Origin of the sequence: Neptunitalea chrysea, assembly GCF_027924145.1 — a bacterium.
Classification (GTDB): domain Bacteria; phylum Bacteroidota; class Bacteroidia; order Flavobacteriales; family Flavobacteriaceae; genus Neptunitalea; species Neptunitalea chrysea.
In genome coordinates, this window is the sequence record NZ_BRVP01000020.1 from 1 (window position 1) to 25,911 (window position 25,911).

Here is a 25,911-nt window from a genome sequence, read left to right on the forward strand (position 1 = left end):
GGCTGGTAAACGCTTCTTTACTTTACGCCGTAGACTTAACCCAAGCTGCTGATACTTTTTCTTTAAGTGCTTGTTCTATAGCTGAATCATCTTTTTCTTGTAAGCTATAGTAAAAGTGTATTTTACTACTTAGTAAAACACGGTAAGCCTTACTCCATGTTCCCGAGAAATCTCGGCAGCACTTTTTCCGTTGTCAAACTCTTTTAAAATCTTAGCGATTTATACCGGTGAAAATTTACTCTTCTTCACACTGTTTAAAGTTACTAAAATTTATACTTGTAAACAGTTCAGTCTTATGGGGAGCTTACAAATGGATTTGAAGTTTCTGTTTTAAATTAGAGATATGGTGTTAAAATAGATGACTTTATTTACCTTTTAAATACTTGTAAAAAATTAAAAACCCTGTAAGTCATACGATTACAGGGTTTTTAAAGTTGTTTGTGTTATAAAAAGTGGAGTCGGAGAGAACGACCAGAATTTCAATTTCCTAGTGTTTACAAGGGTTTAGCGTGGACGCTAGGATAGGGGGTATCCATATTGGTGTCACTTTAACATTTCGCTAAGTTTTTTAAGATAAAATAGGGGATAAAACGTTCAAATTATAGGAAAAATTATGTGAAATCACATGTGTGAATTATATTCATTAATATTGAACTCATTTAAACTTTTTTCTTTTTAAATTTTCTTGATGCTATAACAATAAAAGCTATGTAATAAAGACCTTTCCAAGATTCAGTGGTTGTATCATATCTATTAAGGAGTGATCTAAACCCATCCAACCATGGGTTGGTTCGCTTAATGGCATATTGCTGCCTATAAGTTCTTTATCAAAATATTCATCTCTCTCATGGTTGCTGTTACGTTTGTTAAAACAAATATTGCCTGAACAAACTTTTCTTAGCTCTTTAGAGTCAAAACCTGCGTCTGCATTGAGGAATAACACATCTACAGCAATATTAGCTTGTTCTAAATTTGCAGTAACCTTTTCAAACTGAACCTCAATATTATATAAATCATTGTGGTTTCCTGCAATAGGCTCTGACATTGCTAATGGCAATCCATGCCTATCGGTCAGGTAGAGTGAATTGGTTGTTTTTCGTTTCTTCCTTCCCTGATAATCAACCTGCTCACCACCTCTGATGGCAGGCGTATGGCTTCCATCCAAATCCACACTGGAAAGGTCAAGTTTTGAGCGATGACGCTTAAGAAATTCAATCCAGCAAGCTTTCCAAAAACCACACCGACTCCACTTGCGATAATGATAGTAAACGGATTGCCAGCATACAACCTTCCCTGTAAAAATAGCTTTTACCGGAAGCTGAAACCATTGCACACCAGTTTTAAGCTTATAAAGTATCGCATTTATGATCTCTGACAAGGGAACAGTTACAGCAAATCCACGACGGGCTTTAGGTATATAAGGAACTATCTTTAATTCTATTGTATCTTTGTCAAGTACACTGTACATAAAGGGTTGGTTTTGATAATTGTATGTTTAGCAACACAAATATCTACAACCCTTTTACTTTATTCTAAAAAAAGTTTAAATCACTTCATTATAATATATTATACAAGTTTATTTTAGTACTTAAGGGGTGAAAAAAAATTTAGTAAGGTGGAGTAAATACACTGAAATATTGAAATAAAGAGGAAATCGAACCATTTCTCGCAAGTCGTATTATACTTGGGTTTTCAATCCACTTATTAACCTAATCATTTTTCATACGTCAATCAGGAAACAATACATACCATTTCGGAAACATTTTAGTACCTACTTCGGCTCATCTTTGTGGTATAGAAATTTAAAATATATCACAATGAAAACTATTTTTATTACCGGAGCCTCTTCCGGATTAGGAAAGGAAACCGCCAAATTATTTCAAAAGAACGGCTGGCAAGTCATTGCCACAATGCGTAATCCTGAAAAAGAACAGGAACTGTCAGTATTAGAAAATGTTTCTATCCATCAACTGGATATCACTGAAACAGAAAATATGGATTCTTTGGTCAAGGAACTTACAGCGAATTATAAAATTGACTTGGTCTTGAATAATGCAGGGTATGGACTTATTGGGCCTTTGGAAGGATTATCTCAAACACAAATTGTAAAACTAGATCAATACTAATTTGTTAGGTGTTATAGCTGTAACCAAAGCTTTCCTCCCTTATTTTAGAAAACGACAATCAGGCAATTTTATCAATATCACTTCAAGTTTTGGTTTGTTAGGATTTCCAACCTGCTCTGTTTATTCAGCTACAAAATTTGCTGTTGATGGTTTTTCAGAAAGTCTAGCCTATGAACTGGCCGGGTTTGGTATTCGTGTGAAGATGGTAGCGCCTGGAGGTATTAAAGCAGATTTTGCTACACGCTCGATGGATATGGGGCAGCCATCCGGCTTATGAAAATTTAGTAGCCAAAGTCAGTGAAGGGTATAGCCCGGAGCAACTGGAAAATTATACCGAAGCCATGGCTATTGCGAAGGTCATTTACCAAGCAGCTACCGAAGGGAAAGACCAGCTGCGCTATGTTGCCGGAGAAGATGCCATTGAGTTATATAAAGAGCGTACTGAGCAAGGGGCTGAACAACATTACCAGCGGATAAAATCGATGCTTAATTAAATTTGATTAATAAGCCTACATAAATGTAATGCATACATTTGTAGCAGACGTACCTAAAATTAAAGCCTATGAAACCCTTTGTATTTAATTCTATTTCCGCCTTACACAAGGCAATGGGACTTCCAAAAACCGTTACATCCGCTCATAAGTTTGGTCGATTATGGAAGTATACAGGCAGATGTCAGTGAGCTTTCCAAAGGAATGGTGCTTAATTTTTACAATACAGAAGTTAACTTTTCCTTATTTTAACAGTGTTTGGGTTAGAATGAGGTGTAATTTTGATGGGTTTTTAATAAGAGAAGACAATTTGCCTGCGGTGGATTATCCAACACCAAGTGGTGGTAATCCCTAAATCTGCAACTTCCCAGCGGATTCAAGAGAATATAGCACACTCTTCGATTTTGCATTGTCTGAGGAAGAAGCGAAGCAAATTGATGCGCTCCCAATCATGGGATTTAGAGGAGAATTACCCCAAATTTGGGCGGAGTGGATTTCACCGGAAAGTATATAAAGTTTTCAAGTATTATTTGTAAACTTTTAAAAGCAATAAAATCCTTCCTATTTAACTATTTTATTGCTTAAATTGCACCTATAGAGCTACGAGTTATGGGGGAAATTAAGAAAGGGTACCTAAAGGTTTTTGGAATGATTCTAGGTTGTTTGGGGCTATGCATCGGCTGCCAATCGGGAAGTGACCGTCAGGAGAAAGATCACATCCGAATTGGTTTTTCACAGGCAATGACTACCGATGAATGGCGACAGCAGATGGATAAGTCCATGAAAATTGAAGCTTCCTTACATCCTGAAGTGGAATTAATGATTGCCGATGCACATAACGATGTAGCCACTCAGATTCAAGATATTCAATCTTTATTAGATTCTGATATTAATGTATTGATTGTTTCTCCTATAGCTTCTGAGCCCATTACTCCGATAGTGAAAAAAGCTTATAAGAAAGGTATTCCGGTATTAATAGTAGATCGTAAAATAGAGGGGGAATCTTATACTGCATATTTGGGTGCCGATAATATTGAAATCGGTAGAACGGCAGCCAATTATATTGTAGCCAATCAATCCGGATCCGGGAAGATTATCGAAATTACGGGTCTGAAAGAATCTTCTCCGGCCTATGAACGCGGACTTGGTTTCTCGCAGATTATCCGTGATTATCCCAAGGTTTCCGTAGTGGCTACCATTGACGGTGATTGGGAAAAGGGATCGGTTAAAGAACCTCTAAAAAAAATACTTGCCGAATTTCCAGATGTAGAATATGTATATGCTCAAAATGATCGTATGGCTTTGGGTGCTTGGGAGGTGGCACAATCTATGGGATTAGAACACCAACTTAAATTTGTGGGGGTAGATGGACTTAATACACCCAATGGGGGTATTCAATTGGTGAAAAAGGGAATGTTAGAGGCTACGGTACTGTATCCTACCGGGGGGAATGAGGCTTTAAAACTGGCCTTGCAGATGTATCAAGGAGAAACCGTTCCAAGGAGAAATCTACTGAATTCCATTATCATCAATAAGATGAATGCCGAATTGATGGAAAATCAGATGGATAAAATAGATCAGCAACAGTACATCATTGATTCACAACAACAAGCCATTCGGGTACAGGAAGCACAATATACCACACAACGTAACTTGCTGTTTGGGTTGTTATTTTTCTGTTTGGGTTCTATAGGATTGGCTGCCTACAGTATTTATTCTACCGTATTTATTAAAAAGAAGAAGAAAGAGTTGGAGCTGAATAACCAAACCATCTTGCAACAAAAAGAGGAATTGGAAGTGGTTACTGAAAAATTACAAGTTTCGCACCGGGCACGTTCTGATTTCTTTACTGGGATGTCACATGAGTTTAAAACACCTTTAACGTTAATTTTAGGTTATACAGAGGCCTTATTACAGAATCCGAAGCTTAAGGATTTGCATATGGTTTCTGATATAAGACAAGTATATTACAATTCTAACCGTTTGTATCGACTCATTAATCAATTGTTAGATTTTCGCAAAATTGAGGAACAAAAACTAAAACTCAATGTGGCAGAAATTGAGTTGAAGCCTTTTTTAAATCAATTGTCCAAGTTCTTTGCTACCGAAGCTTTGAAAAGACATATCGATTTTGAATGTAGCTGTGAACCCGAAACATTGGTATTGCATGCGGATAGGGATTATTTGGATAAAATTTTCTTCAACTTGCTTTCCAATGCTTTTAAGTTTACTCCGGATAATGGTTGTATTACCGTACAAGTACAGCAGATAGCCGGTAGCGAAATTGTCATTCGCTTCCGCGATAGCGGTATCGGTATTCCCGAGTCCGAGTTATCCAAGGTATTTCAACCCTTTTTTCAGGCTTCTAACAATCATCGCAACAGTTCGGGAATCGGATTGTATTTGGTGAAAGAATATATGGAACTTCATGGCGGTAGGGCAGCGGTACATAGCAAACACGGAACCGAGTTTGTGCTACACTTTTTAGCAGGAGATGCGGCTCTTCCTATAACTACTTCCGGTTACCAATCGGTAGTGGGTAGTTTGGAAGGACTGATGGAAGGTATGGCACCTTTAGATATTACAGAGGGGCAACCGTCTCCAAAAATACTTAGCTCTCAGGAACGCTATACCTTGCTGGTTATTGAGGATAATAGAGAACTGGTTACTTTCTTAGAAAATAAACTACAGGATGAGTTTGAAGTGCTTGTATCGGATGGTTCCGATGCACTTAGCAAGGCCCAAGAGGAAATTCCAGATGTTATTTTATGTGATGTGAGTTTGCAGTACACCAATGGTTTTGACATTAGTAAACAGTTGAAACAGGACTTGAGAACTTCTCATATTCCAATTCTGATTCTATCCGCTTTTTCCAACCATGAATCTGTACTACAAGGACTTGAATCGGGTATTGATATGTACCTGACTAAACCGTTTAACTTTTCTGTACTTCGCCAATCCTTACATACGGTACTGTTTAATAGGGAAAAGTTACGGTACTACTTTACTCATAATATTTATAAAATACAGGATAATGATGCAGAGTTTAATAGCTCGGAACAAAAATTCTTAACGAAGATGAACGAACTCATTGAGGCTAATTTTGAGAATCCTGATTTTACGGTAGAATCTTTGGCAGAGGCCTTGAATGTATCAAGAGTTCAATTGTATAGAAAAGTAAAAGCTTTATTAGGTCATAGTATCAGTGATCATATGAACGAGATGAAATTGGAGAGCGCTAAAGTATGGTTGGCCGCAGGAAAAATGAACATTTCCGAAGTTGCTTACAAGCTAGGATTCTCTTCACCTAATTATTTCTCTACAACGTTTAAAGCTAAATATGGAGTTAGTCCTCGTGAGTTTCAAATTCAGCTCCGATCTACCCAACATTAAAAGGTAACATAAGTATAAGTAATGTAATATAAGTATAACTATAACGTTTTCGTTTTTGTGTTGCTTTTGTGTTAATGTATTGGTATTCAGTTTTTTGATTGTTTTTTTTTAAAATATTGCCAAGAGTATAAATAATTGAAACAATCTTAAAAATAAAAATATCTGAATCCGTCTACATTGCCAGAGCAATTCAAAAATATAGTTACATGAACAAGTTATATGCCTGGTCAATCAGTGCAGCTCTTGCAGGATTTCTTTTCGGTTTTGATACGGTGGTGATATCGGGAGCCGATAAACAATTACAAGCTCTTTGGAATACCTCTGACGCTTTTCATGGTATTGTAGTGATGGGGATGGCGCTTTGGGGTACTGTTGTAGGCGCTCTTTTCGGTAGTTATCCCACGAATCAATATGGTCGTAAAAACACTTTATTAATCATAGGAATTCTATATTTAATATCGGCATTAGGTTCAGGGTTAGCTACTGATCCATATACCTTTTCAGTATTCAGGTTTATTGGTGGGTTAGGAGTAGGTGCCTCTACAATAGCGGCTCCGGCTTATGTGTCGGAAATTGCACCTCCCGAGAAACGTGGATTTTTGGTATCCTTATATCAGTTTAATATTGTATTGGGTATACTAATGGCCTTCTTATCCAATTATTTATTACGAAATGCCGGTAGTGAGCCTTGGAGATGGATGGTAGGGATTGAAGCGGCACCTGCTTTTTTATATTGTTTGTTTGTGGTGCTTATTCCTAGAAGCCCACGTTGGTTAATATCCAAAGCACGTATAGAAGAAGCACGAAAGGTAATGGCTTCTTTTGTTAAACCTGACGAAATTGAAGCTCGGATGTTGTATATTCAAGAAAAGAACGATTCGTATAACATTAAAGAATCTATTTTTTACAAAAAGTATCGCTTTCCGTTAACCTTGGCATTTTTAATTGCCTTTTTCAATCAACTCAGTGGTATCAATGCCTTTTTATACTATGCTCCCCGTATTTTTGAAACGGCAGGACTCGGGGAGAGTACTTCTTTGTTAAGTAGTATTGGAATTGGAGTGGTAAACTTACTGTTTACCCTGTTAGGGGTATACCTTATAGACAAAGCTGGTAGACGTCAGTTGTTAATCATAGGTTCTATAGGCTATATTATATCCTTGAGTTTGGTTTCTATGGCTTTTTTACTAGGTTGGGAAGGCATTTGGGTGCCGGTATTTTTGTTCTTGTTTATTGCTTCCCATGCCATAGGTCAAGGAGCTATTATATGGGTATTTATATCGGAGATATTTCCCAATCATTTACGTGCCTCCGGGCAGGCTTTCGGTAGCTCAACCCATTGGGTATTGGCAGCTATTATACCCTCTTTAATTCCTGTTTTATTCGGTACTATTGGTCCAGCCTACGTATTTGGATTTTTTGCCTTGATGATGGTCTTACAATTGGTTTTTGCGCTCTATATGATGCCGGAAACCAAAGGAAAGTCCTTGGAGGAACTCAGTGAGGAACTCACCTTTAGCAGGGCGAAAAAAAAAGTAGTATTAGAAAGTAATCAAATTTAAATAACACAACGATGATGAACCATACTATAATTGCCAAACGGCTCTGTTATGCAGCTGTTTGGATGACCTTAGCTTGCGGGGCGCAACAGCCTAAGGAACCTATAACGACTACCGAACCTACTAAAACGTTGGAAGATGCAGATTACCGCCCTCACTTCCATTTTGCTCCGGAAAAACATTGGATGAACGACCCCAATGGAATGTTCTACCTGGATGGTACCTACCATTTGTTTTATCAATACTATCCCGATGGGAATGTTTGGGGTCCGATGCACTGGGGACATGCAACTACCAAAGATCTATTGCGTTGGGATGAAAAACCCATTGCTATTTACCCTGACAGTTTAGGATATATATTTTCTGGGAGTGCTGTGGTAGATTTAAAAAACAGTTCCGGTTTAGGAACTCGAGAAAATCCTCCTGTGGTGGCCATGTTTACCTACCATGATCCAATCAAAGAACGTGAAGGAAGAGAGAACTTTCAAAATCAGGCGATAGCATACAGTACCGACCAGGGAGCTACCTGGCGTAAATATGCTATGAATCCAGTTATTCCCAATCCGGGAATTAAGGACTTTCGAGATCCAAAAATACATTGGGATGCTGAGCATCAACAGTGGATTGTAGTACTGGCTGTATTAGATAGAGTATACTTCTATACTTCCAAGGATTTAAAAGAGTGGACTAAAGTTTCCGAATTTGGAAATGGACAAGGAGCCCATGGCGGGGTATGGGAATGTCCTGATTTTTTTCCTATGCCGGTAGCCGGTACAAACGAAACCAAATGGGTGCTGATACAAAGTTTAAATCCAGGAGCTATTAACGGAGGGTCCGGTACCCAATATTTTATCGGAGACTTTGATGGTAAGGTATTTACCCCGGTTAAAGCAATGCAAAATTTACCGGAGAACCATTCGTATTGGTTAGATTTTGGTAGGGATAATTATGCCGGAGTCTCTTGGGCTAATCTGCCTGAAAAGGATGGAAGAATTCTGTATTTGGGGTGGATGACCAACTGGCAGTATGCACAGGAAGTTCCTACCGAAACTTGGAGAGGAGCAATGACCTTGCCTCGGGAACTTACCTTGCACAAACAGCAAAACCAATACCGTTTGCATACCGCCCCGGCTCAAGAGCTATGGGCATATACTGATACTATTCGTTACCAAAAACAAGTTACTGTGGATGCAGATATTACCTTGGCTCCGGGCTCGGAAGTAGACTTAACTAAAACAGTGATAACGTTTTCGATACCTGATGTAGCCAAGCAGAAGTATACATTTCAATTGACCTCGGCTGCCGATACCTTAACCTTTGGCTATGATGGGAATACTGATTCTTTTTTCTTAGATCGTTCTGCGATGGCAACATCCGGTTTTCATCCTGATTTTGCTTCCCACCAAGTCATAGCACCTCGGATTTCCAAGGATAAGCAGATAACAGTTACCCTGATTTTGGATACAACTTCTTTGGAACTCTTTTTTGATGATGGTGTAACGGTTATGACCAATATTTTTTTTCCAAAATTCCCCTTGACAGAATTGATAGCAGTTCAAAGTATAATTCCCTACCAACTTAAAGATGTGAACATTAACCAATTAAAATTGTAACGGTCTATGAAACAAAATTTTTTATGGATGCTTGTATGCCTCGGTGGAATCACCTGGTGTACTGCGCAGGAAATAGAGGTTTCCGGAACGGTAAGTTCTGCAGAGGATGATTTTCCTATGCCCGGAGCTTCCGTACTGATTAAAGGAAAATCCGAAGGAACCACAACGGATTTTGATGGAATCTATAAACTTACGGGAGTGCTCCCTTCCGATACACTGGTCTATAGCTATGTCGGGTTTCAAACGCAATGGATTCCGGTAGCCGGAAGAACTACTATTGACGTGAGTTTACAAGTAGATAACAATGAACTTGATGAAGTTATTGTCGTAGGATATTCAAGTCAGAAAAAAGCAGATATCACTGGAGCAGTAGCTGTGGTGGATGTGGATGAAATGAACAAGCAAAGTGAACCCAATCCCATTAAGGCCTTGCAAGGGCGTTTGGCAGGGGTGAATATTACCAGTGACGGATCTCCGAGTGGTTCAAACACTAATATCAATATTCGGGGGGTCGGTACGCTGAACAATACCCAACCCCTGTACGTAATCGACGGGGTTCCTACCAAAGCAGGGATGCATGAACTCAATCCCAACGATATCGAGAGTATTCAGGTATTAAAAGATGCCGCTTCGGCCAGTATTTACGGATCACGGGCTTCTAACGGGGTTATTATCATTACCACTAAACAAGGAAAGAAAGGAAAGTTACGTATGAATGTGAATTACTACAGTACCTTTTCTGATTATGCCAACAGGCTCGATGTATTGAATGCACAGGAGTATGGTCAGGTACTGTGGCAAGCCAATGTTAATGACGGACTGGATCCGAACATGAATAACCTTAGTTACCAGTTTGATTGGGGTGTGGAAAACGGTCAACCTACTTTACATAAAGTCATAGTACCAGAGTATTTGGATGCTGCTCATACCTTAAAGGCTTCCAATACCAATTGGTATGATAAAATATCTCAGTTGGGGAGATCTAATTCCCTTGATTTTTCAGTGAGTAATGGTTCTGAAAAAGGAGCTTATATGTTTTCCTTGGGGTATTATGACAATGAAGGCATAGTAAAGACTACCAATTTTAAAAGACTATCGGCGCGTATGAATACCTCCTACAACTTTTGGGATGGAAAACTGAAAATAGGGGAGAACTTTACCTTGAACCGGACCAAGGAAGTCACCGATCCGGGCGTATTGGATCCTGCCTTACGAGCCCTTCCGATTATCCCGGTACATACTGTAGACGGCATTGGATGGGGTGGCCCGGTTGGAGGAATGAACGATCGACAAAATCCGGTACGGGTGTTAGAATACAATAAAGACAACGGCTATAAATACATGCGTTTGTTTGGGAATGCTTTTGCAGAACTTACTCCGGTGGAAGGATTAAAACTTAGAAGTAGTTATGGGATTGATTTGAGTAACTATTACAAAAGAACCTTGCAGCGCAGCTATCAGTCCGGGTATTTGCAAAATGACCAGAATGCAGTGAATATCGATCAGTCGGAAACCACCAAATGGACCTGGAGTACTATTGCGCAATATGAACGTAGTTTTGGTAAACACCACGCAGATATGCTGGTAGGTGCCGAAATGTATCAGGAAAATTATCATAACACTTGGTTGCGTAAGGAAGACTTTTTAATTGAAGATCCTGATTATATGTATCCGGATGCCGGTACGGGGGATGCTTATAACGGGGGAAGTGCTACAGCTTACAGCTTGCTTTCTTATTTTGGAAAACTGAGTTATGATTACGACAGTCGCTATTTGTTTTCAGCAACCTTACGTTATGACGGTTCTTCGCGCTTTGGAAAAAATAACCGTTTTGGTACCTTCCCCGCATTTTCAGCCGGATGGAGAATTTCTCAGGAAGAATTTGCGCAAAAATACTTGAACTTTTTTTCTGACTTGAAACTACGAGCAGGTTGGGGACAAACAGGTAATCAGGAAATCAGTAATGAAGCCATTTATTCGTTATACTTGGCTAATTATGCCGGAGGCAGCCCAACCTGGAATACTTCCTACGGAACTGCTTATGACCTTAATGGTGCTGGAAGTGGACTACTACCTTCTGGTTTTATTGCCACCCAAACCGGGAATGATGACTTAAAATGGGAGACCACTACCCAAACCAATATTGGGGTTGATTTTGGATTTTTAGGGCAAAAGCTTTCCGGTTCTTTAGATATATATAAAAAGGCTACCAAAGATATCTTGGTATTACCTCCGTATTTGGGGGTGATTGGAGAAGGAGGAAACCGTTGGGTGAATGGAGCCTCCATGGAAAACAAAGGAATTGAATTTGCTTTGCAGTATCGCCATACTACCTTTTGGGGTTTGGAATATGAAGTGTCTGGTAACATAGCGGCCAATGCCAATAAGATTACTGAATTGCCGGAAGAAGTAAAAAATAATTATGGAGGTAACGGATTGGATGATAATATTTTGGGAAGGCCTATTAATTCCATGTATGGGTATGTGGCCGATGGTTTGTTCCGTAGTGAATCGGAACTTGAGAATTCGGCTGTACAAGAAGGAAAAGATTTAGGGCGTATTCGTTACAAGGATTTGAACGGAGACGGAATTATTGATGCTGATGACCGTACCTGGATCGGGAATCCGAATCCTAGTTATACCTATGGGATGAACATTAGCTTGAGCTATAAGAATTTTGACTTTACCACCTTTTGGCAGGGGATTGGAGATGTAGAGGTAATTAACCAAACCAAGTATCAAACCGATTTTTGGAGTGTAGATGATGTAGGATCCAACAAAGGGGCACGTTTACTGGATGCTTGGTCTCCATCGAACCCGAATTCTGACATACCGGCACTTACCACTGTAGATAGCAATGCCGAGTCACGTTTCTCTACCTATTATGTTGAAAATGGTTCGTATCTGAAACTTCGTATGGTGCAAATTGGGTATTCACTTCCTGAAGCCTTAATGGAAAAATATGGGGTACAAAAGATACGGGTATATGCCAATGCACAAAACTTATGGACTATTTCAGCATCAGATTTTACGGGAGTAGATCCGGAGAATCCCGGGTTTGGTTATCCGTTGCCACTAACATTTACTTTAGGAATCAATGTTTCTTTATAAACTAAAAGCAATAACGATGAAAAAAATAACAATACTATATATGAGCAGCCTGATGTTACTCCTAGCCGGCTGTTCGGATTTCTTGGAAGTAGATCCCAAAGGGGTTTTGTCCGAAGAGAATCTGGTAACCCCGGAGAATGTAGATGGTTTTGTAACGGCTACCTATGCCGCCTTAGGAAACGACCATTACGATGCCCCCTTTAGTTTGTGGCCTTATGGAAATGTACGTTCCGATGATGCCTATAAAGGCGGAAGTGGAACCAATGATATTCAGCCGTTTCACTTTTTTGAAATTTCTAGTAATATCCGTACTGATTTTGGCGAGTTGGATCGTTTGTGGTACAACTTCTACGTAGGGATTTCTCGTGCTAATAAGGCGATTAATGCCTTGAATCAACTGGAAGATACCGAATATAGAGCCAAGGAATCTCGATTGGGAGAAATGTATTTTATCCGAGGGCATTTTTACTTTATGCTGAAAATACTATTTAACCGAGTACCTTATGTAACCGATGAAACGCCGGTGGATGCCTATGGTAGTATTTCCAATACGGATTTAACCAATCAAGAATTGTGGGAGGCCATTGCCTCTGATTTTGAGTATGCGGCGGAACATTTACCTGACAATCAGATGCAGGCAGGTAGAGTAACTAAATATGGAGCTTACGGATATTTGGCTAAGGTACGGTTGTACCAAGCCTATGAACAGGATGCAAACTACAATGTAACACAAATTAATCAGCAGACCTTGCAAAAGGTAATTGATGCTACCAATGAGATACTGGGGGCTTATGCCTTAGAATCTGATTTTGCTTATAATTTTTTACCGGAATCCTATGAGAATGGTGTGGAATCAGTATTTGCAATTCAATATTCAGATAATGACGGGACGTTATATGGACGACTAAATTATGGGGATGTACTATCTACCCCTCAGGGATTGGGATGCTGTGATTTTCACAAACCCAGCCAGAATTTGGTTAATGCCTTTAAAACCTCAGCCGATGGATTACCACTGTTCGATACCTATAACGATGCGGATTTAGACTACAATCAGTTAAGCAGTTATACGGTGGATCCTAGGTTGTATCATACCGTTGCTATTCCGGGATTACCTTATAAATACAACCCTGATTACATCTATGAGGAAAGCTGGAATCGTTCTCCTGCAACCTATGGCTATTTTGCCTCTCTGAAAGAAAATGTGGCTCCCGATTGCGGTTGTTTTGTCAATATAGATCCGTTTTATGGCAATTCTAAAAACCGTATTGTGATTCGTTATGCAGATATCTTATTGATGCGTGCTGAGGCTTACATTGAACTAGGGCAGTATACGGAAGCATTACCTTTAATCAATGAAGTACGTACCCGTGCCGCGGCCAGTACTACCCTGACCGGAGATTATACGACCAACAATTTAATAGCCACCTATCAGGACGGGGTCAATTGTACCTGGACCCAGGATTTTGCCCGTCAGGCATTGCGTTGGGAACGTCGTTTAGAATTTGCGATGGAAGGCAGTCGATTTTTTGACCTAGTACGCTGGGGAACTGTTGCCCAGACTATGAATGCCTATTACGCAGAAGAGAAAACCAAACGTGCGTACTATACAGAGGCCAATTTCGATGCCCATAAAGAAGAATATTGCCCGATACCGTTGGCACAGATCAACTTTAGTCAGGGATTATACCAACAAAATACCGGATACTAAGATGAAAAAGAAACCTATAAAAAACAGATATACATGGCTGGCAGTAGGCCTTTGGATGAGTATCATAACCTGCTGTATGATAGCCTGCGAGGATCCTTTTAACGATAGTGGATTTGTAACGGATGTTTCCGTAAATATTGAATCGTATTTAATTAACGGACAAGAGGCTGTTATTGATCACGAAGCCGGAACTATTACGGCTACCGTAGCTTTTGGAACGGATGTAACCGCCGTTACTCCTGAGGTGAGTATTGCTGCCGGTGCTACCATAAATCCCGAGCAGGGAAGTACTATAGACTTGTCTGCGCCTATTACCTATCGGGTTATTAACGGAAACATATACAAGGACTATAATGTACAAATTACGACCGCTAAGCCCATTGTTAGTTTTGAGATTGATGGGCAATCAGCACTAATTAATCACAACAGTAGAATGATTACGCTAACGGTTGCAGAAGGAACTGATATCACAGCACTTACTCCTGAAATTACCCTCTCAGAGGGGGTGAGTATTGCTCCTAGTTCAGGTGTTATGCAGGATTTCACCAATCCGGTAATTTATACTGTTAGCGGAGGCAGCAGTATGGTAGAATATACGGCTGTGGTTAGTACACCGGTTGAAGGACCTGCTGTGGCTTTTTTAGGCACGGCGGCTACGGCAAGTGAAATTACCAACCCTGATGAATTGTCTGCCAAAAACTGGTTGTTTGCTCAATATGACGGAGCTACCTATATCTCATTTTCAGATATCGCTGGAGGTATGTCTTTGGCTGATTTTGATGTGATTTGGTGGCATTATGATTCCGCGATGAACTTGCCTAGTCAGGCATTGAGTGGTCCGGTAACCACCGCTTTACAGAATTACCTAGGCTCAGGAGGAAATATCCTTCTGTCCACTTTTGCCTCACAGTATGTGGAAGCCTTGAATATTGTACCTACAGGTAAAGGCCCTAACAACGTATTTGGAGATTTTCCACCAGCCGGATTTGTAGATGGTAGTTCTTGGGGAATATCATTTGTAGGTCATGAAAGCCATCCGGTATTTTCAGGACTGGATACATATGCTCCCGGTAAGGCGTACTTTTTAGAAAGTGGTACCTTCCGTTTAAACCATACCGCTTGGTGGTTCTTACCAGAATGGGGTGGTTACGGTAATGGGCAAGGATGGCGTGATCAAACCGGAGGCAATAACCTGGCTAGTGAGGCTTGGGATGATGCACTGGACGGTAGGGTATTGATTGCTGAATTTCCCAATGGAGGAACCGATATCAATGCGATGATTATATCCTTTGGCGCTTATGATTGGTACAACGAGGCAGACGCATCAGGCAACCCGAGCCAACCCAATGCGTATCTGGATAATATAAAACTACTAACAGCCAACAGTTTAAACTACTTGGTTGAAAATTAATAACAACAGCATAACAATGATTAGAAACAAATTTTTAATAATTTTACTAGGTGCTACCGTTACTTTAGCCGGTTGTCAGGATGATGATTCCGCAGTTATCCCCATTATTGATACTGGAAAAGTGACCAGTATCTATCCGGTTCCTCCGGCAAAGTGGATGGGAGAGACCAATCCGTATTATACCGAAGGATATATAGGAGATGTGATGCCTTATTATGCAGAGGGTGCCTTTCATCTCTATTTTTTACATGATGCGAAAACCAAGCCTTCAGGATTGGGTTTTCACGATATTCATGAGTTTGAAACAACCGATTTAAAAACCTATGATTACAAGGGAAGGATGGTTCCGTATGGAGCTGTGGATGAACCTGACTTTGGTGTGGGTACCGGATCTGTGGTTGCCGTAGGAAATCAATATTATTTTTACTATACAGGGCATAACGAATCGTCTCCGTTTATACAACAGAATCCCAGAGAGAGTGTACTGTGTGCGGTGAGTGACGATTTGGAACACTGGACGAAATTATCGGATTTTAAGCTGACAGCTCCGGCGGGGTATTACGATTATGATTTTCGAGATCCCCATGTGTTTTACAATGAAGCGGATGGAAAATACTGGATGGTGGTATCTACTCAAACCGATCCCGCACGCAAGGCGGTACTGCTGGTGTTTACGACCAGTGATCCGGCAGGGCAGAACTGGGAACCCACAGGACCATTATATACTACTACTCCGGAGGAAAATTATCTGATGCTGGAATGTGCCGATATCTTTGAAATGGGGGGCTACTGGTATCTGTTATTCTCGGAGAATTGGAGCGAGGCCAAAGGTACTAGATACCGTATGGCTACCAGTATTTCCGGGCCATGGATAGCTCCTGATGAGGATCATTTGGATGGAGAATATATGTATGCGGCCAAAACGGCTTCCGACGGCAATCACCGCTATTTGTTTGGATGGGCAGCACGCAAATCACCGGAAAACAATGCAGGAGGTAAGCAGTGGGCTGGGAATTTGGTTACCCATGAGTTGGTACAAAATGCCGATGGTACCCTAAGAGTAAGTCAACCTCAGGGAGTCTCCGATGCTTTTGATACCGGCACATCTCCGTTGCTTGTATCAACGACTACAGGAGTTACGGAGAGTGGGAATCAGTGGTTGTTCTCACCGGCTGATTCATGGGCTTTGGCCACTTTTGAAACCTTGGGGGCGACTTCACGTATGACTATGGATGTTACGCCGGGAACCACTGGGCGTACCGGTGTGATACTCAGCTACGATTCGGATACGCAAAGTGGGGTCATGTTTGCTTTGGAGCCTGCTCAAAACCGATTGGCTGCCTATATGCTGGACAACGGGAACCGAACCTTGGTGAACTACCTATCGTTTGATTTTATGGAAGCCACCTATGAACTGAGTCTTACGGTTAATAAAGGAGTTGGGGTCATCTACTTAAACGATCAGGTGGCCTTTACCAATCGGATTTATAATACTGCCGGAAAGACTTGGGCTCTCTTTGCCGAAGAAGGCAGTGCTACCTATGAGCAGTTAACCTTATACAAACCCAATTAAATTATTATGTTTAACAATCTAGATATCAGTTTTGCCAGTTTCGGAGAAGTCCTGTTTGATGTATTCGGGACCGATCGTAAAATAGGGGGAGCCCCTTTAAACATTGCGTTGCGAATTAAATCGTATGGTTTTCCCGTGGCTATGATTAGTGCCATTGGTCAGGATGATCTTGGAGAAGAATTGTGGCAGTTCATGTATAACAAAGGTATTCTTCTGAGTGCTGTAGATCGGTTGAAACAACTACCTACCGGGAGTGTACAAGTAACCCTTAACGAACAAGGGAGTGCTACGTATGATATTCAATATCCGGCTGCCTGGGATTGTATTCCTTATACTAAAAAAATTAATCAAGTACTCGATAGTGTTCAGGTACTCATTTATGGAAGTCTGGCATGTCGTCATGAGGTATCTCGTCAAACGTTATTTGAGATATTAGAGAAAGAACATCTGTATAAAGTATTTGATGTGAATCTGAGAGCTCCTTTTTACAATTATACCACCTTATTGAGTTTGATGGAACAGGCCGATTTTATCAAGTTTAATGATGATGAGATTTTTGAAATAGCAGAAGCCATGGGGAAAGACCATTCTTCGTTGGAAGAAACAATGAGGAGTATTGCCACTATAAGCGGAGCCACTTCCATTTGTGTGACTCGAGGTAAGTATGGCGCTGTATTGTTATGGAAAGAGGAATTTTATGAGAATGGTGGATACCATGTACAAGTGGTGGATACCGTGGGGGCAGGAGATTCCTTTTTAGGAACCTTATTGTGTAAATTATTAAGTGACAAAGATCCGCAACAAGCCATTGATATGGCGTGTGCGGTGGGAAGTTTGGTGGCGGCAAGTGCCGGAGCCAATCCGGTATTATCGGAAACCGAAATTCGAGAACTTATGAACTCCACTGAGGAGTCGTAAGGCCTGGAAAGTTTATACGATTAGTGAGCTGCAATTGTGTTACAACGTACCTCACTGTATACTTCCATGTGGCAACTTACATGTTTTGCGAGCTTGCCTTAAAGTTAGTGATGAACCTTAAAAACAAACACGATGAAACAAAATTACCTGAAGGTATGGGGAATCCTATGGCTTTGTCAGCTGGGATGGAGTTCAGGCCATGCACAGACCTCCATTGCTTTTGTAGGTCAGGTAGCCACCTATAGCGATAACATACCGGCCGCACAGGACGGTTTTACTTATGACGATGACCGGGCCAGCCGTTTGGTTTATGGATACTTTTTTACCGGCACATCCCGATATTTCGGGCAGTTATTTCTCCTTTCAGGATGTAGCAGAGGGTACCGATATCAGTGGCTATGATGTGCTTTGGATTCAATCTGACGGAGCAACCTATCCCGATCGATTAGCTGAATGGCCGCGAGGTACGAAATAAGGGGATGAATATAGACCGATAATGAAAAAAATAGTGCACAGTGTTTTACTGTGCGCTATTTTTTTAGTTTATAAAATAAGTTTAAAACCTCCGTTGATAACAAATCCATCAACCGGAGCATAGATATCCCGAAACTGTGGATCATTGAGATTTCCGGTATAAATAGTATCAAATCGGGTTTGTCGGGTGTCTAACAGGTTCTCAAAATTGAGAAATACCGAAAAATGTTCGCCGATTTTCTTTTCAGTCATGACACCGGCAATCCAATACGCTTTTCCGGTGGTGCCATCATTAAGTTGTTGTGGACTGTAATAATAGCCTTCCAATCCTATCCAAAAATTAGCTTCTTTTTCATACATCAATACGTTGTTCAGTCGATGTTTGGAGACTAAGGGATAGGTGGTACTTTCACCGTTGTAACGCTGATCTACATTCGCATAGGTATAACCTATAAAAAGTTTAAAATCTCGGTAACTCCACTTCATATTGGCTTCTATGCCTCGGGTTTGCATATACCCCTGAGGTTGCTCAAACTGATATTGGTTGTTATCGGTAGCCTGTAATAGTAGGGGATTATTGATACGGGTGTAGAAAAGTAACACATTTGTGCTTAAACCAATAGCCTCTGAAATGGGCCAATTGTAATTGATGTCCAGATTGGTTCCCAGTGACTCTTCGGCTTTGGTGTTGTCGGTATCCATCGGGAGGATGTTCTGAAATTGTAGTTTCTCTGCATCTTCAGTAAATACCGTGGGAGTTTTATAGCCTAAACCACCTCCTAAACGTAGCGTTAGCCTATGGGTAGGTTCATATAACAATGAAAACTTCGGTAAAACAAACCATCCGTAGTCCGATTGGTAATCACTGCGCAGTCCGGTTTCCAGTGTAAAGGGTTCGGCAATATTCCAGGTGTTTTGAATAAAGGCACCTACAGTACTATTGGAATAACCAAGATTTTCTCCTGAGGTATTTTGTGTTTGCTTAAAACGTTCTGTCCAGAGATTAGCCCCTACAATCCATTCGGTAGTTTCAGAATGGGTACTGAAATTGATTTCTGAAAATGTAGACACTTGTTTTCCTGAAAATTCATAATCCGGAATGGTAATGCTTCGGTTAAAGAAACTCACACTGTTTTTGAATGCTACTTGCTGGTTTTCTTGGAGTGTGTATACCGCATGGAATTGAGTGGAAATCCGATCCGTTTGGTTCTCTTCAAAATAACCAGTAGGTGTATCTTTGTTGATATAATCGATATTTCCTCCCAATCGATCTTCGGTTACATAGTTAACACCGGCATTCAATTGTAGTTTGTTCAGGTAAACGAAGACTTTCGGGTTTAGGGTGAACCGATCGAACTTAGGGATGGCAGTCAGTCCAATATCCGCAGGATCATAGGGGGTTCCTTTGTTATAGGAAGCAAATACCGTAGTCCCTAGGGTACCGTATTTTTCACTGTAGAATCCACTAAGATCCAATCCTAAGGCAGAAGTTCCATTGGCCATAAAGTCCAAACAGCGTTCTTCTTCTGGCTTTTTAGAAATTAAATTCACCAATCCGGCAATGGCGCCACCACCGTATAGGGTAGAAGAAGATCCTTTGATTACTTCTACTTGTTGCAGATCCAGTGGTGCTATTTGCATCAGGCTAAGACCGCCGGAATACCCGGAGTATAGGGGAAGTCCATCCCTGAGTAGCTGGGTGTATTTTCCATCCAATCCTTGAATTCGAATACTCGAATTATAACTGGTAGCGGAGGTTTGTTGGGTTTGGATACCGGTACTTTCATTGAGTAGCATGCGAATGTCTCCAGGTTTCATATTGCCTTTTTCAGCCAGTTCTTCCCCGGCAATTACTTCCACCCGTGTAGGGATGTCTTCAATGGTACGGCTACTGCGGGTAGAGGTTACAATCACTTCTTCCATTTCCTCTTCATTTTCTTTTAGATAAATGATCAAAGGTGTCGTTTGTGATGTTGGAATCACTTGTCGTAAGCTTTGGGTTTGATACCCTAGGTATTGAATTTGTAGGGTATACGTTCCTTCAGGGATATTGGTAAGGGTAACATTACCATTGCTATCGGTAGCAGCCCCCAGCTGTAGTTCAGGAAACAAGACCGAAACCCCGATCAGTGGTTCTTGTGTGTTTTGATCTTTTACAGTTACCTGAAAGGTATGTTGTGCAAAGGATACCTGACTATAGAAGCATAGCAAGAGTACCCCATAAAATAATTTCATGTGTGTTAATTTTAAGGTGAAAAAAATGTAGTTAACCTATGGATGTATAACTATCAAGGCGGGGTGGTTTCCACAAGCACTTTAAAATGCGAAAAGGAGTAATGGTTTTGAAATGTGTGATTTCCTCTTTTTCAGTAGCTAATGGTATGGTCATTTCTTGTGCTACTGTTTGCGAAGGAAGTATACACCCCGAACAGCTGCCACAGGCAAAAAAGGGAGAGCAGTTATTACAGGCTTTATGTTCATCCTGATGGGAATCGCTGCTTTGTGTAATATCTTCATTGCAATGGTCTATAAGGCCACAACACGGAACAGTTGCAGCAAATAAGGTAAGCATAGCCATATAGAGGATCCAATACTTCATCAGGCTTCAAAGATAATGATATTCCAATACTTCTAAAAAGGAGAATAATTTTGTAGTCAGAATCAATACTTGAGCGCTCAGTCTATTGTTCTGTATAAATTCCTGAATACACCTTTTCAAAACTTCCACCATTTTTTGTATTCAAGAGCCTGTATGCGGTTTTATCTCGTTTCAAGCGCAAAGGTATTTCCGTGTTATAGGCTTCGGCAAGGTCGGGCTCTTCCGAGTTTGCCCACAAATCTCCACCTGTACAGGTCGTATTTGCTATGCAAAACCTTGCCATGCCTTCACACGTACCTTATCTGCTCGTGAAACGAAACAAAGCATACTCCGGCTCTTTAAACGAATAAAAAAAATGTCAGTGGTGAAAATAGTACATATCGGTATTGGAATCAGCAAGAAACAAAACTTCAGCACCTCCTCTCATGACCGAATAATTACACTGGCTTTTTTAACGGATTGTAGAACTTTTAAAATGCAGAAATCATGAACATTACAGGAAGATTGACACGGGATGCACAGGTGCATACCACCCCCAAAGACAAACAAGTAGTAAACTTTTCGGTTGCCGTTAATGATCGTTACCGAAACAAACAAGGACAGCGCATCGAGCAGACTACTTTTTTTGATTGCTCATACTGGATTAGTAGTAAGGTAGCTGCGATACTTACTAAAGGAACTTTGGTGGAACTCACAGGAAGGGTAAGCGCTAGAGCTTGGACAGGAAATGACGGAGAAGCCCATGCAGGGCTGAATTTCCATACCTCCGGTATTAAACTCCATGGAGGAGGAAAGAAAGCAAAGGACGGAAATGCTTCAAATACGAAGCAAGCGAAAGAGACTGAGGACAATTTGCCTTTCTAAACAAATCAATTCACACATTTTAAATCATTGAATTATGGGACATCAAATTAATTTTAACGAGCATACCGGACGTTATTCGTTTTTTAGCGTTCAGGAAAAAGCATGGCATGGATTAGGTCAAATTATTGACCAGTACCCAACCAGTGCCGAGGCGATTACCCACGCAGGATTGGACTATGACGTAGTAAAGTCCCCGCTCTATACCAAAGGATTGGAAAGTTCTGAGAAAGCTAAAGAACTTGAAGTTCCTGAGTATTTTGCTACAGTACGTACCGATACCGACCAAGTATTGGGCGTGGTAGGCAAAAACTACCAAATCATACAAAACAAAGAAGCGTTTGCCTTTTTTGATGCCATTGTTGATGGTGATACAGGGATACGCTATGAAACTGCAGGGGCTTTAGGCAGTGGTGAACGCATCTTTATTACCGCCAAACTCCCTGATTATATACGAGTAGGTAACGGAGATGATGTAAGCGAAAAATACCTTTTCCTAACAACTTCACATGATGGTACCGGAAGTATTACCGCCGCTTTTACACCCATTCGTATCGTGTGTCAAAATACCTTAAATGCATCACTTCGTAGTATGAGCAATGTGGTACGTATCAAACATACTTCAGGAGCCAAGCAGCATTTAATCAATGCCCATAAAGTAATGGGACTGGCCAATACCTTAAGTACCCAATTAGAAGGTATTTTTAATCAGTGGGCAACCGTCAAAGTAACCGATTCTGAGGTGCGTAAACTCATTCAGTTGGCACTGTGTCCGAACAAAGAAACCTTGGAGTTACTCCAAAAAGGAACGGAGTCCGATACTTCCACACTTTTTAAAAATACGGTAAATGATGCTTTTTCCTATGCGATGATGAGCGATACCCAACAATTAGATACCACCAAAGGTACCTTATATGGGGCGTATAATGCGGTAACAGGCTATTACCAAAATGTACGCAAGTACAAGACTCATGAAGCCAAGTTGCAAAGTATTGTACTGGGTGGTACCGCGCAAAACAAATCGCAAAAGGCATTTGACATTTGTGCTGCCTTTGCTAAAGAAGGAGCGGATGTATTTCACCTTAATTAATCACCATAGGCTACTGCTTTTTAAGTAGGGTGGTAGCCTTTTTAAATACCTTTTAAGGATGGTTGCCTATTAATTCTAGTATTCTTTGAAGTACACAAGTATTTGGAGCAAACAATAGAATATTATAGCGTCGGCAAAAACATACGCCCAATTGTTTTGGACGTATGTTTTTGCCGTAAAGCGGAATACTTTTTTTGATAAAATATACTTTAAATAATGTGTAACTTATTAAAATGATTCAACATCTTTTTGAAGTTCTTCTTAACCATTTTCTATTTCTCCAAAAACTTCAAAATCTTCCTTTATTTCTTCTAGATAGTTGGTTATTTCTATTCTGAATAATCGTGTTGTTGATTTGGTACTACCAATTGCATAAACTATTTCTTCCTTGTCAACATACTTATTTGTATAGAACAGCTTTAAAAAATCATTTTTTATGGTACAATTTTTTGATATGTTCCTTAGCTTTTTCCTTAAATTCAGCTGAACTTAAAGCTCTTTTTAAATCATCAATATGCTTTTTATCTGAATGTAATAAAGAGGATTCTTCGCTGCTTATGTTATTAAAAAAAGTACCTAATATGGAGAATTTGAAGTCATCTTTCATAAGTTCATTGAATCATTTAGTGAAACTATTTCTAAATGTTTTTAGATTCAATTCAATATTTAGTGAAATATACAAAAATCACTTTTGTAAAAGTTCATTTTAACTATTGGCAAAACTTATTAAAGTAGCTTTATTGGATCATATTTATCAGATTATTAAGTTCAAATTACTATCTTCAAAATTCTTAATAGTAAAAAAATGGATATTCAAGCGAAAAAAATGGCGCTGGTAAAAATGCTTTTAGAGACAGATAATCCTAAGATTATTGAATCAATTAAAAAGATTTTTAAAAAAGAAAGATCTTCAGATTTTTGGAATGAATTATCTCTAGAACAACGAATGGAAATAGAACTGGCCTCAGAGGAAATAGCCAATGGAGAGGTCATTGATTATGAATTGTTCATTAGAAACCATCGGTAAATTTAAGCGGTTTAAACCGTTTTATTTCTTCTTATCTTTCTTTTGTTCACTTTCCGGATGTAATTTAGCCCGTAGCATACTCATATCATCACTGATTCTACGATCTACTATTTTGGCATAGTGCTGCGTAGTTCGTAAGGATTTATGCCCCAACATGCGACTTACAGATTCAATAGGAACGCCGTTGGAAAGCGTGACAGTTGTGGCAAAGGTGTGACGTGCTAAGTGTGTGGTTAGGTTCTTCTTAATACCGCATAGTTCAGCTATTTCTTTAAGAAAAGCATTGGACTTCTGATTGCTTAATACCGGTAAAATATATGATCCTCGTTTGACTTCGGGATGATCTTGGTATTTATCTAATATTTCCATGGCCATGGGAAGTAGAGGAATGCTACTTACCGAATCCGTTTTGGTTCGTTTGGTTTTAATCCATTGGTAACCGTCAATTCCCTTAATGATATCATCAGTGGTTAACTTCTTCACATCAGCATAAGCTAAACCGGTATAACAGGAAAATAGAAACATATCACGTACAATACGCAAACGATCAAAATGCAAGTCTTTTTCATACAAAATCATGATTTCTTCTTGTGTTAGAAATTCTCTTTCTACGGGTTTGAATTGGGCTTTATAATTGTAGAAGGGATCTCTTTCCATCCAACCATTGGCCAATGCGATTCGAATGATCTTTTTAAAGTTATTGATGTATTTAAGGGTAGAGTTGTGGTTACACTTGCGTACCGTTTTTAAATAATACTCTAATTTATTGATGAATTGATAATCAATAGCATTCAATCGATAATCATCATTTTTGTACTCCTCTTTGATAAAGGCTTCTAAATGGCTGTAACAAGTCCAATAACGGCTTGCTGTAGAAGCACTGATGTCTTTGTCTACCAAGGTGTCCATTCGTTTGTTATGTTCCTCGAAAACGGCTAATAACAATTTTGATTTGATATTGGAACCTCCTCTAAGGTCATACATTAAATTTTTTACGGTTACTTCAGTATCAGAATCGATATAGGATTGATGGATTCTGTTGAGTTTGTGTTTTAAATTAGAGATATGATCGTTAATCTCTTTGGCATCACGGTTGTTGCCATTGACTTTTTCGCTTTTAGAATTCCAAAATTTAGGATCTACCTTCCTTGAGATACTATATTCAGCTTTTTTGCCTTTAGCAATAATTCGAAGATATATAGGAGCTAATCCAGCTTTATCTTTCTTTTCCTTTTTTAAATAAAAGTGTACATAATAATCTGTCTTCATATTTCGTCCAATTTTAGGTGTCATTTTCACTATAAATTTAAGTAAAAATAGAGGAAATATAAAAACACTTTAACATTTGCAAAGTGTTGTAAAATAGCATTTTATATCGTTTTTTGACACCTATTTTTGAAATACGAAGGGGGTGTCCATATTGGTGTCAAAATAGATGATTTTATTTACCTTTATTTGACACCTATAAAAATGAAAAACCCTGTAAATCATACGATTACAGGGTTTTTGAAGTTGTTTGTAGTATAAAAAGTGGAGTCGGAGAGAATCGAACTCTCGTCCAAACAAGCAATCAAAGTGCTTTCTACATGTTTAGTTTTCGTTTAATTTTCGACATATAACTGACCGAAAACCGCCCACTACACGCTTAGCTTCTGAGTGATTTGAAACCGCACCGAAGCAAGCTTGGTTTCTATGTTGACTTTTATGGTGTCTCCATGAAGATCGCCGTCAACAAGGGCTATCCAGAGACATCTCGCCTTTCCGCCTTGCGGAAACGTGGCTTAAAATCCTACTATAAATTCGGATTAAGCAGCAAGAGCGTAGTTATTCTCGCCATTTAAAATTGTTGGAATAAAGATTTACGAGCATTACTTCCATAGCTCGACATGCTTACAATTCAATTAGACCCGCTGTCAAAACCAGTCGACCCCATTGTTTGTTGTTAAAGAACGTT

21 protein-coding genes, 1 other RNA gene and 1 pseudogene are annotated in these 25,911 nt (G+C 39.8%); 16 read left to right on the forward strand and 7 right to left on the reverse strand.

Translation table 11 applies throughout. The annotated features are described in order from the left end of the window. Positions 1–659: 659 nt before the first annotated feature. Positions 660–1,468, reverse strand: a pseudogene (locus NBRC110019_RS13315) (IS5 family transposase). A gap of 349 nt (positions 1,469–1,817) precedes the next feature. On the opposite strand from NBRC110019_RS13315, the gene NBRC110019_RS16855 reads away from it, so the two are divergent. The 12 genes from NBRC110019_RS16855 to NBRC110019_RS13365 all read left to right on the forward strand — a co-directional run bounded on the left by NBRC110019_RS16855 (position 1,818) and on the right by NBRC110019_RS13365 (position 18,381). Further along, positions 1,818–2,126, forward strand: a complete 309-nt coding sequence (locus NBRC110019_RS16855; RefSeq protein ID WP_309297649.1) for an SDR family NAD(P)-dependent oxidoreductase — start codon at positions 1,818–1,820, stop codon at positions 2,124–2,126. A 1-nt stretch (position 2,127) separates the two neighbouring features. Then, a complete protein-coding gene (locus NBRC110019_RS16860) occupies positions 2,128–2,403 on the forward strand; it encodes an SDR family NAD(P)-dependent oxidoreductase (RefSeq protein WP_309297650.1) in 276 nt (91 codons plus the stop codon). A gap of 64 nt (positions 2,404–2,467) precedes the next feature. Then, positions 2,468–2,620 (forward strand): hypothetical protein, encoded by a 153-nt coding sequence (locus tag NBRC110019_RS16865; RefSeq protein WP_309297651.1) that lies wholly within the window; start codon positions 2,468–2,470, stop codon positions 2,618–2,620. 606 nt (positions 2,621–3,226) lie between these two features. Beyond that, a complete protein-coding gene (locus NBRC110019_RS13325) occupies positions 3,227–6,010 on the forward strand; it encodes a hybrid sensor histidine kinase/response regulator transcription factor (RefSeq protein WP_281755650.1) in 2,784 nt (927 codons plus the stop codon). A 206-nt stretch (positions 6,011–6,216) separates the two neighbouring features. After that, positions 6,217–7,572, forward strand: a complete 1,356-nt coding sequence (locus NBRC110019_RS13330) for a sugar porter family MFS transporter (RefSeq protein WP_373877002.1) — start codon at positions 6,217–6,219, stop codon at positions 7,570–7,572. Positions 7,573–7,583: 11 nt separating this feature from the next. Further along, positions 7,584–9,182 (forward strand): glycoside hydrolase family 32 protein, encoded by a 1,599-nt coding sequence (locus NBRC110019_RS13335; RefSeq protein WP_281755652.1) that lies wholly within the window; start codon positions 7,584–7,586, stop codon positions 9,180–9,182. A gap of 6 nt (positions 9,183–9,188) precedes the next feature. After that, on the forward strand, positions 9,189–12,293 hold the full coding sequence (locus NBRC110019_RS13340; RefSeq protein WP_281755654.1) for a SusC/RagA family TonB-linked outer membrane protein: 3,105 nt from the start codon (positions 9,189–9,191) through the stop codon (positions 12,291–12,293). Positions 12,294–12,309: 16 nt separating this feature from the next. Then, positions 12,310–14,004 (forward strand): RagB/SusD family nutrient uptake outer membrane protein, encoded by a 1,695-nt coding sequence (locus NBRC110019_RS13345; RefSeq protein WP_281755656.1) that lies wholly within the window; start codon positions 12,310–12,312, stop codon positions 14,002–14,004. A gap of 1 nt (position 14,005) precedes the next feature. Next, positions 14,006–15,415 carry a DUF4960 domain-containing protein gene (locus tag NBRC110019_RS13350; protein ID WP_281755658.1) on the forward strand — a complete coding sequence of 470 codons (1,410 nt, stop codon included), beginning with the start codon at positions 14,006–14,008 and terminating at the stop codon, positions 15,413–15,415. Between the two features lie 16 nt (positions 15,416–15,431). Next, a complete protein-coding gene (locus NBRC110019_RS13355) occupies positions 15,432–16,988 on the forward strand; it encodes a glycoside hydrolase family 32 protein (protein ID WP_281755660.1) in 1,557 nt (518 codons plus the stop codon). 6 nt (positions 16,989–16,994) lie between these two features. Continuing rightward, on the forward strand, positions 16,995–17,906 hold the full coding sequence (locus NBRC110019_RS13360; protein ID WP_281755662.1) for a carbohydrate kinase family protein: 912 nt from the start codon (positions 16,995–16,997) through the stop codon (positions 17,904–17,906). A 286-nt stretch (positions 17,907–18,192) separates the two neighbouring features. Continuing rightward, on the forward strand, positions 18,193–18,381 hold the full coding sequence (locus NBRC110019_RS13365) for a hypothetical protein (protein ID WP_281755664.1): 189 nt from the start codon (positions 18,193–18,195) through the stop codon (positions 18,379–18,381). A 68-nt stretch (positions 18,382–18,449) separates the two neighbouring features. Here the strand turns inward: NBRC110019_RS13365 and NBRC110019_RS13370 are convergent, their stop codons facing one another. Next, positions 18,450–20,615 (reverse strand): TonB-dependent receptor, encoded by a 2,166-nt coding sequence (locus NBRC110019_RS13370; RefSeq protein ID WP_281755666.1) that lies wholly within the window; start codon positions 20,613–20,615, stop codon positions 18,450–18,452. An 86-nt stretch (positions 20,616–20,701) separates the two neighbouring features. Between NBRC110019_RS13370 and NBRC110019_RS13375 the strand changes: the two genes are divergently transcribed. Further along, the gene (locus NBRC110019_RS13375; RefSeq protein ID WP_281755667.1) at positions 20,702–20,866 is read left to right on the forward strand and encodes a hypothetical protein; all 165 of its coding nucleotides are present in this window, start codon (positions 20,702–20,704) and stop codon (positions 20,864–20,866) included. Between the two features lie 195 nt (positions 20,867–21,061). Here NBRC110019_RS13375 and NBRC110019_RS13380 read toward each other — a convergent pair whose 3' ends face one another. Then, positions 21,062–21,262 carry a hypothetical protein gene (locus NBRC110019_RS13380; protein ID WP_281755669.1) on the reverse strand — a complete coding sequence of 67 codons (201 nt, stop codon included), beginning with the start codon at positions 21,260–21,262 and terminating at the stop codon, positions 21,062–21,064. Positions 21,263–21,465: 203 nt separating this feature from the next. Here NBRC110019_RS13380 and NBRC110019_RS13385 point away from each other — a divergent pair, with 203 nt between their 5' ends. Both NBRC110019_RS13385 and NBRC110019_RS13390 read left to right on the forward strand, forming a co-directional pair. Further along, on the forward strand, positions 21,466–21,843 hold the full coding sequence (locus tag NBRC110019_RS13385) for a single-stranded DNA-binding protein (protein ID WP_281755671.1): 378 nt from the start codon (positions 21,466–21,468) through the stop codon (positions 21,841–21,843). Between the two features lie 34 nt (positions 21,844–21,877). After that, positions 21,878–22,930 carry a DUF932 domain-containing protein gene (locus tag NBRC110019_RS13390; RefSeq protein WP_281755673.1) on the forward strand — a complete coding sequence of 351 codons (1,053 nt, stop codon included), beginning with the start codon at positions 21,878–21,880 and terminating at the stop codon, positions 22,928–22,930. 261 nt (positions 22,931–23,191) lie between these two features. Here the strand turns inward: NBRC110019_RS13390 and NBRC110019_RS16910 are convergent, their stop codons facing one another. Both NBRC110019_RS16910 and NBRC110019_RS13395 read right to left on the reverse strand, forming a co-directional pair. Next, on the reverse strand, positions 23,192–23,413 hold the full coding sequence (locus tag NBRC110019_RS16910) for a DUF6934 family protein (RefSeq protein WP_373877003.1): 222 nt from the start codon (positions 23,411–23,413) through the stop codon (positions 23,192–23,194). Then, the gene (locus tag NBRC110019_RS13395) at positions 23,358–23,537 is read right to left on the reverse strand and encodes a hypothetical protein (protein WP_281755675.1); all 180 of its coding nucleotides are present in this window, start codon (positions 23,535–23,537) and stop codon (positions 23,358–23,360) included. Before NBRC110019_RS13395 ends, NBRC110019_RS16910 begins: the two co-directional genes overlap by 56 nt. A gap of 198 nt (positions 23,538–23,735) precedes the next feature. Between NBRC110019_RS13395 and NBRC110019_RS13400 the strand changes: the two genes are divergently transcribed. Beyond that, positions 23,736–23,957, forward strand: coding sequence for a hypothetical protein (locus NBRC110019_RS13400; protein ID WP_281755677.1), 222 nt, complete (start codon positions 23,736–23,738; stop codon positions 23,955–23,957). Positions 23,958–23,978: 21 nt separating this feature from the next. Here NBRC110019_RS13400 and NBRC110019_RS13405 read toward each other — a convergent pair whose 3' ends face one another. Together NBRC110019_RS13405 and ssrA are read right to left on the reverse strand one after the other, a co-directional pair. Next, positions 23,979–25,250, reverse strand: a complete 1,272-nt coding sequence (locus NBRC110019_RS13405) for a site-specific integrase (protein ID WP_281755678.1) — start codon at positions 25,248–25,250, stop codon at positions 23,979–23,981. A 235-nt stretch (positions 25,251–25,485) separates the two neighbouring features. Then, positions 25,486–25,888: a transfer-messenger RNA gene (gene ssrA / locus NBRC110019_RS13410) on the reverse strand. Between the last annotated feature and the right edge of the window lie 23 nt (positions 25,889–25,911).

Coding starts and splice junctions, on each gene's coding strand:
- NBRC110019_RS13325 (WP_281755650.1), top strand. CDS start 3,227: ATGGGGGAAATTAAGAAAGGGTACCTAAAGGTTTTTGGAATGATTCTA.
- NBRC110019_RS13380 (WP_281755669.1), bottom strand. CDS start 21,262: ATGGCAAGGTTTTGCATAGCAAATACGACCTGTACAGGTGGAGATTTG.
- NBRC110019_RS13390 (WP_281755673.1), top strand. CDS start 21,878: ATGGGACATCAAATTAATTTTAACGAGCATACCGGACGTTATTCGTTT.
- NBRC110019_RS13385 (WP_281755671.1), top strand. CDS start 21,466: ATGAACATTACAGGAAGATTGACACGGGATGCACAGGTGCATACCACC.
- NBRC110019_RS13330 (WP_373877002.1), top strand. CDS start 6,217: ATGAACAAGTTATATGCCTGGTCAATCAGTGCAGCTCTTGCAGGATTT.
- NBRC110019_RS13400 (WP_281755677.1), top strand. CDS start 23,736: ATGGATATTCAAGCGAAAAAAATGGCGCTGGTAAAAATGCTTTTAGAG.
- NBRC110019_RS13370 (WP_281755666.1), bottom strand. CDS start 20,615: ATGAAATTATTTTATGGGGTACTCTTGCTATGCTTCTATAGTCAGGTA.
- NBRC110019_RS16865 (WP_309297651.1), top strand. CDS start 2,468: ATGGCTATTGCGAAGGTCATTTACCAAGCAGCTACCGAAGGGAAAGAC.
- NBRC110019_RS13350 (WP_281755658.1), top strand. CDS start 14,006: ATGAAAAAGAAACCTATAAAAAACAGATATACATGGCTGGCAGTAGGC.
- NBRC110019_RS13405 (WP_281755678.1), bottom strand. CDS start 25,250: ATGACACCTAAAATTGGACGAAATATGAAGACAGATTATTATGTACAC.
- NBRC110019_RS13375 (WP_281755667.1), top strand. CDS start 20,702: ATGCGAAAAGGAGTAATGGTTTTGAAATGTGTGATTTCCTCTTTTTCA.
- NBRC110019_RS13365 (WP_281755664.1), top strand. CDS start 18,193: ATGACCGGGCCAGCCGTTTGGTTTATGGATACTTTTTTACCGGCACAT.
- NBRC110019_RS16855 (WP_309297649.1), top strand. CDS start 1,818: ATGAAAACTATTTTTATTACCGGAGCCTCTTCCGGATTAGGAAAGGAA.
- NBRC110019_RS13345 (WP_281755656.1), top strand. CDS start 12,310: ATGAAAAAAATAACAATACTATATATGAGCAGCCTGATGTTACTCCTA.
- NBRC110019_RS13395 (WP_281755675.1), bottom strand. CDS start 23,537: ATGAAAGATGACTTCAAATTCTCCATATTAGGTACTTTTTTTAATAAC.
- NBRC110019_RS13360 (WP_281755662.1), top strand. CDS start 16,995: ATGTTTAACAATCTAGATATCAGTTTTGCCAGTTTCGGAGAAGTCCTG.
- NBRC110019_RS13335 (WP_281755652.1), top strand. CDS start 7,584: ATGATGAACCATACTATAATTGCCAAACGGCTCTGTTATGCAGCTGTT.
- NBRC110019_RS13355 (WP_281755660.1), top strand. CDS start 15,432: ATGATTAGAAACAAATTTTTAATAATTTTACTAGGTGCTACCGTTACT.
- NBRC110019_RS13340 (WP_281755654.1), top strand. CDS start 9,189: ATGAAACAAAATTTTTTATGGATGCTTGTATGCCTCGGTGGAATCACC.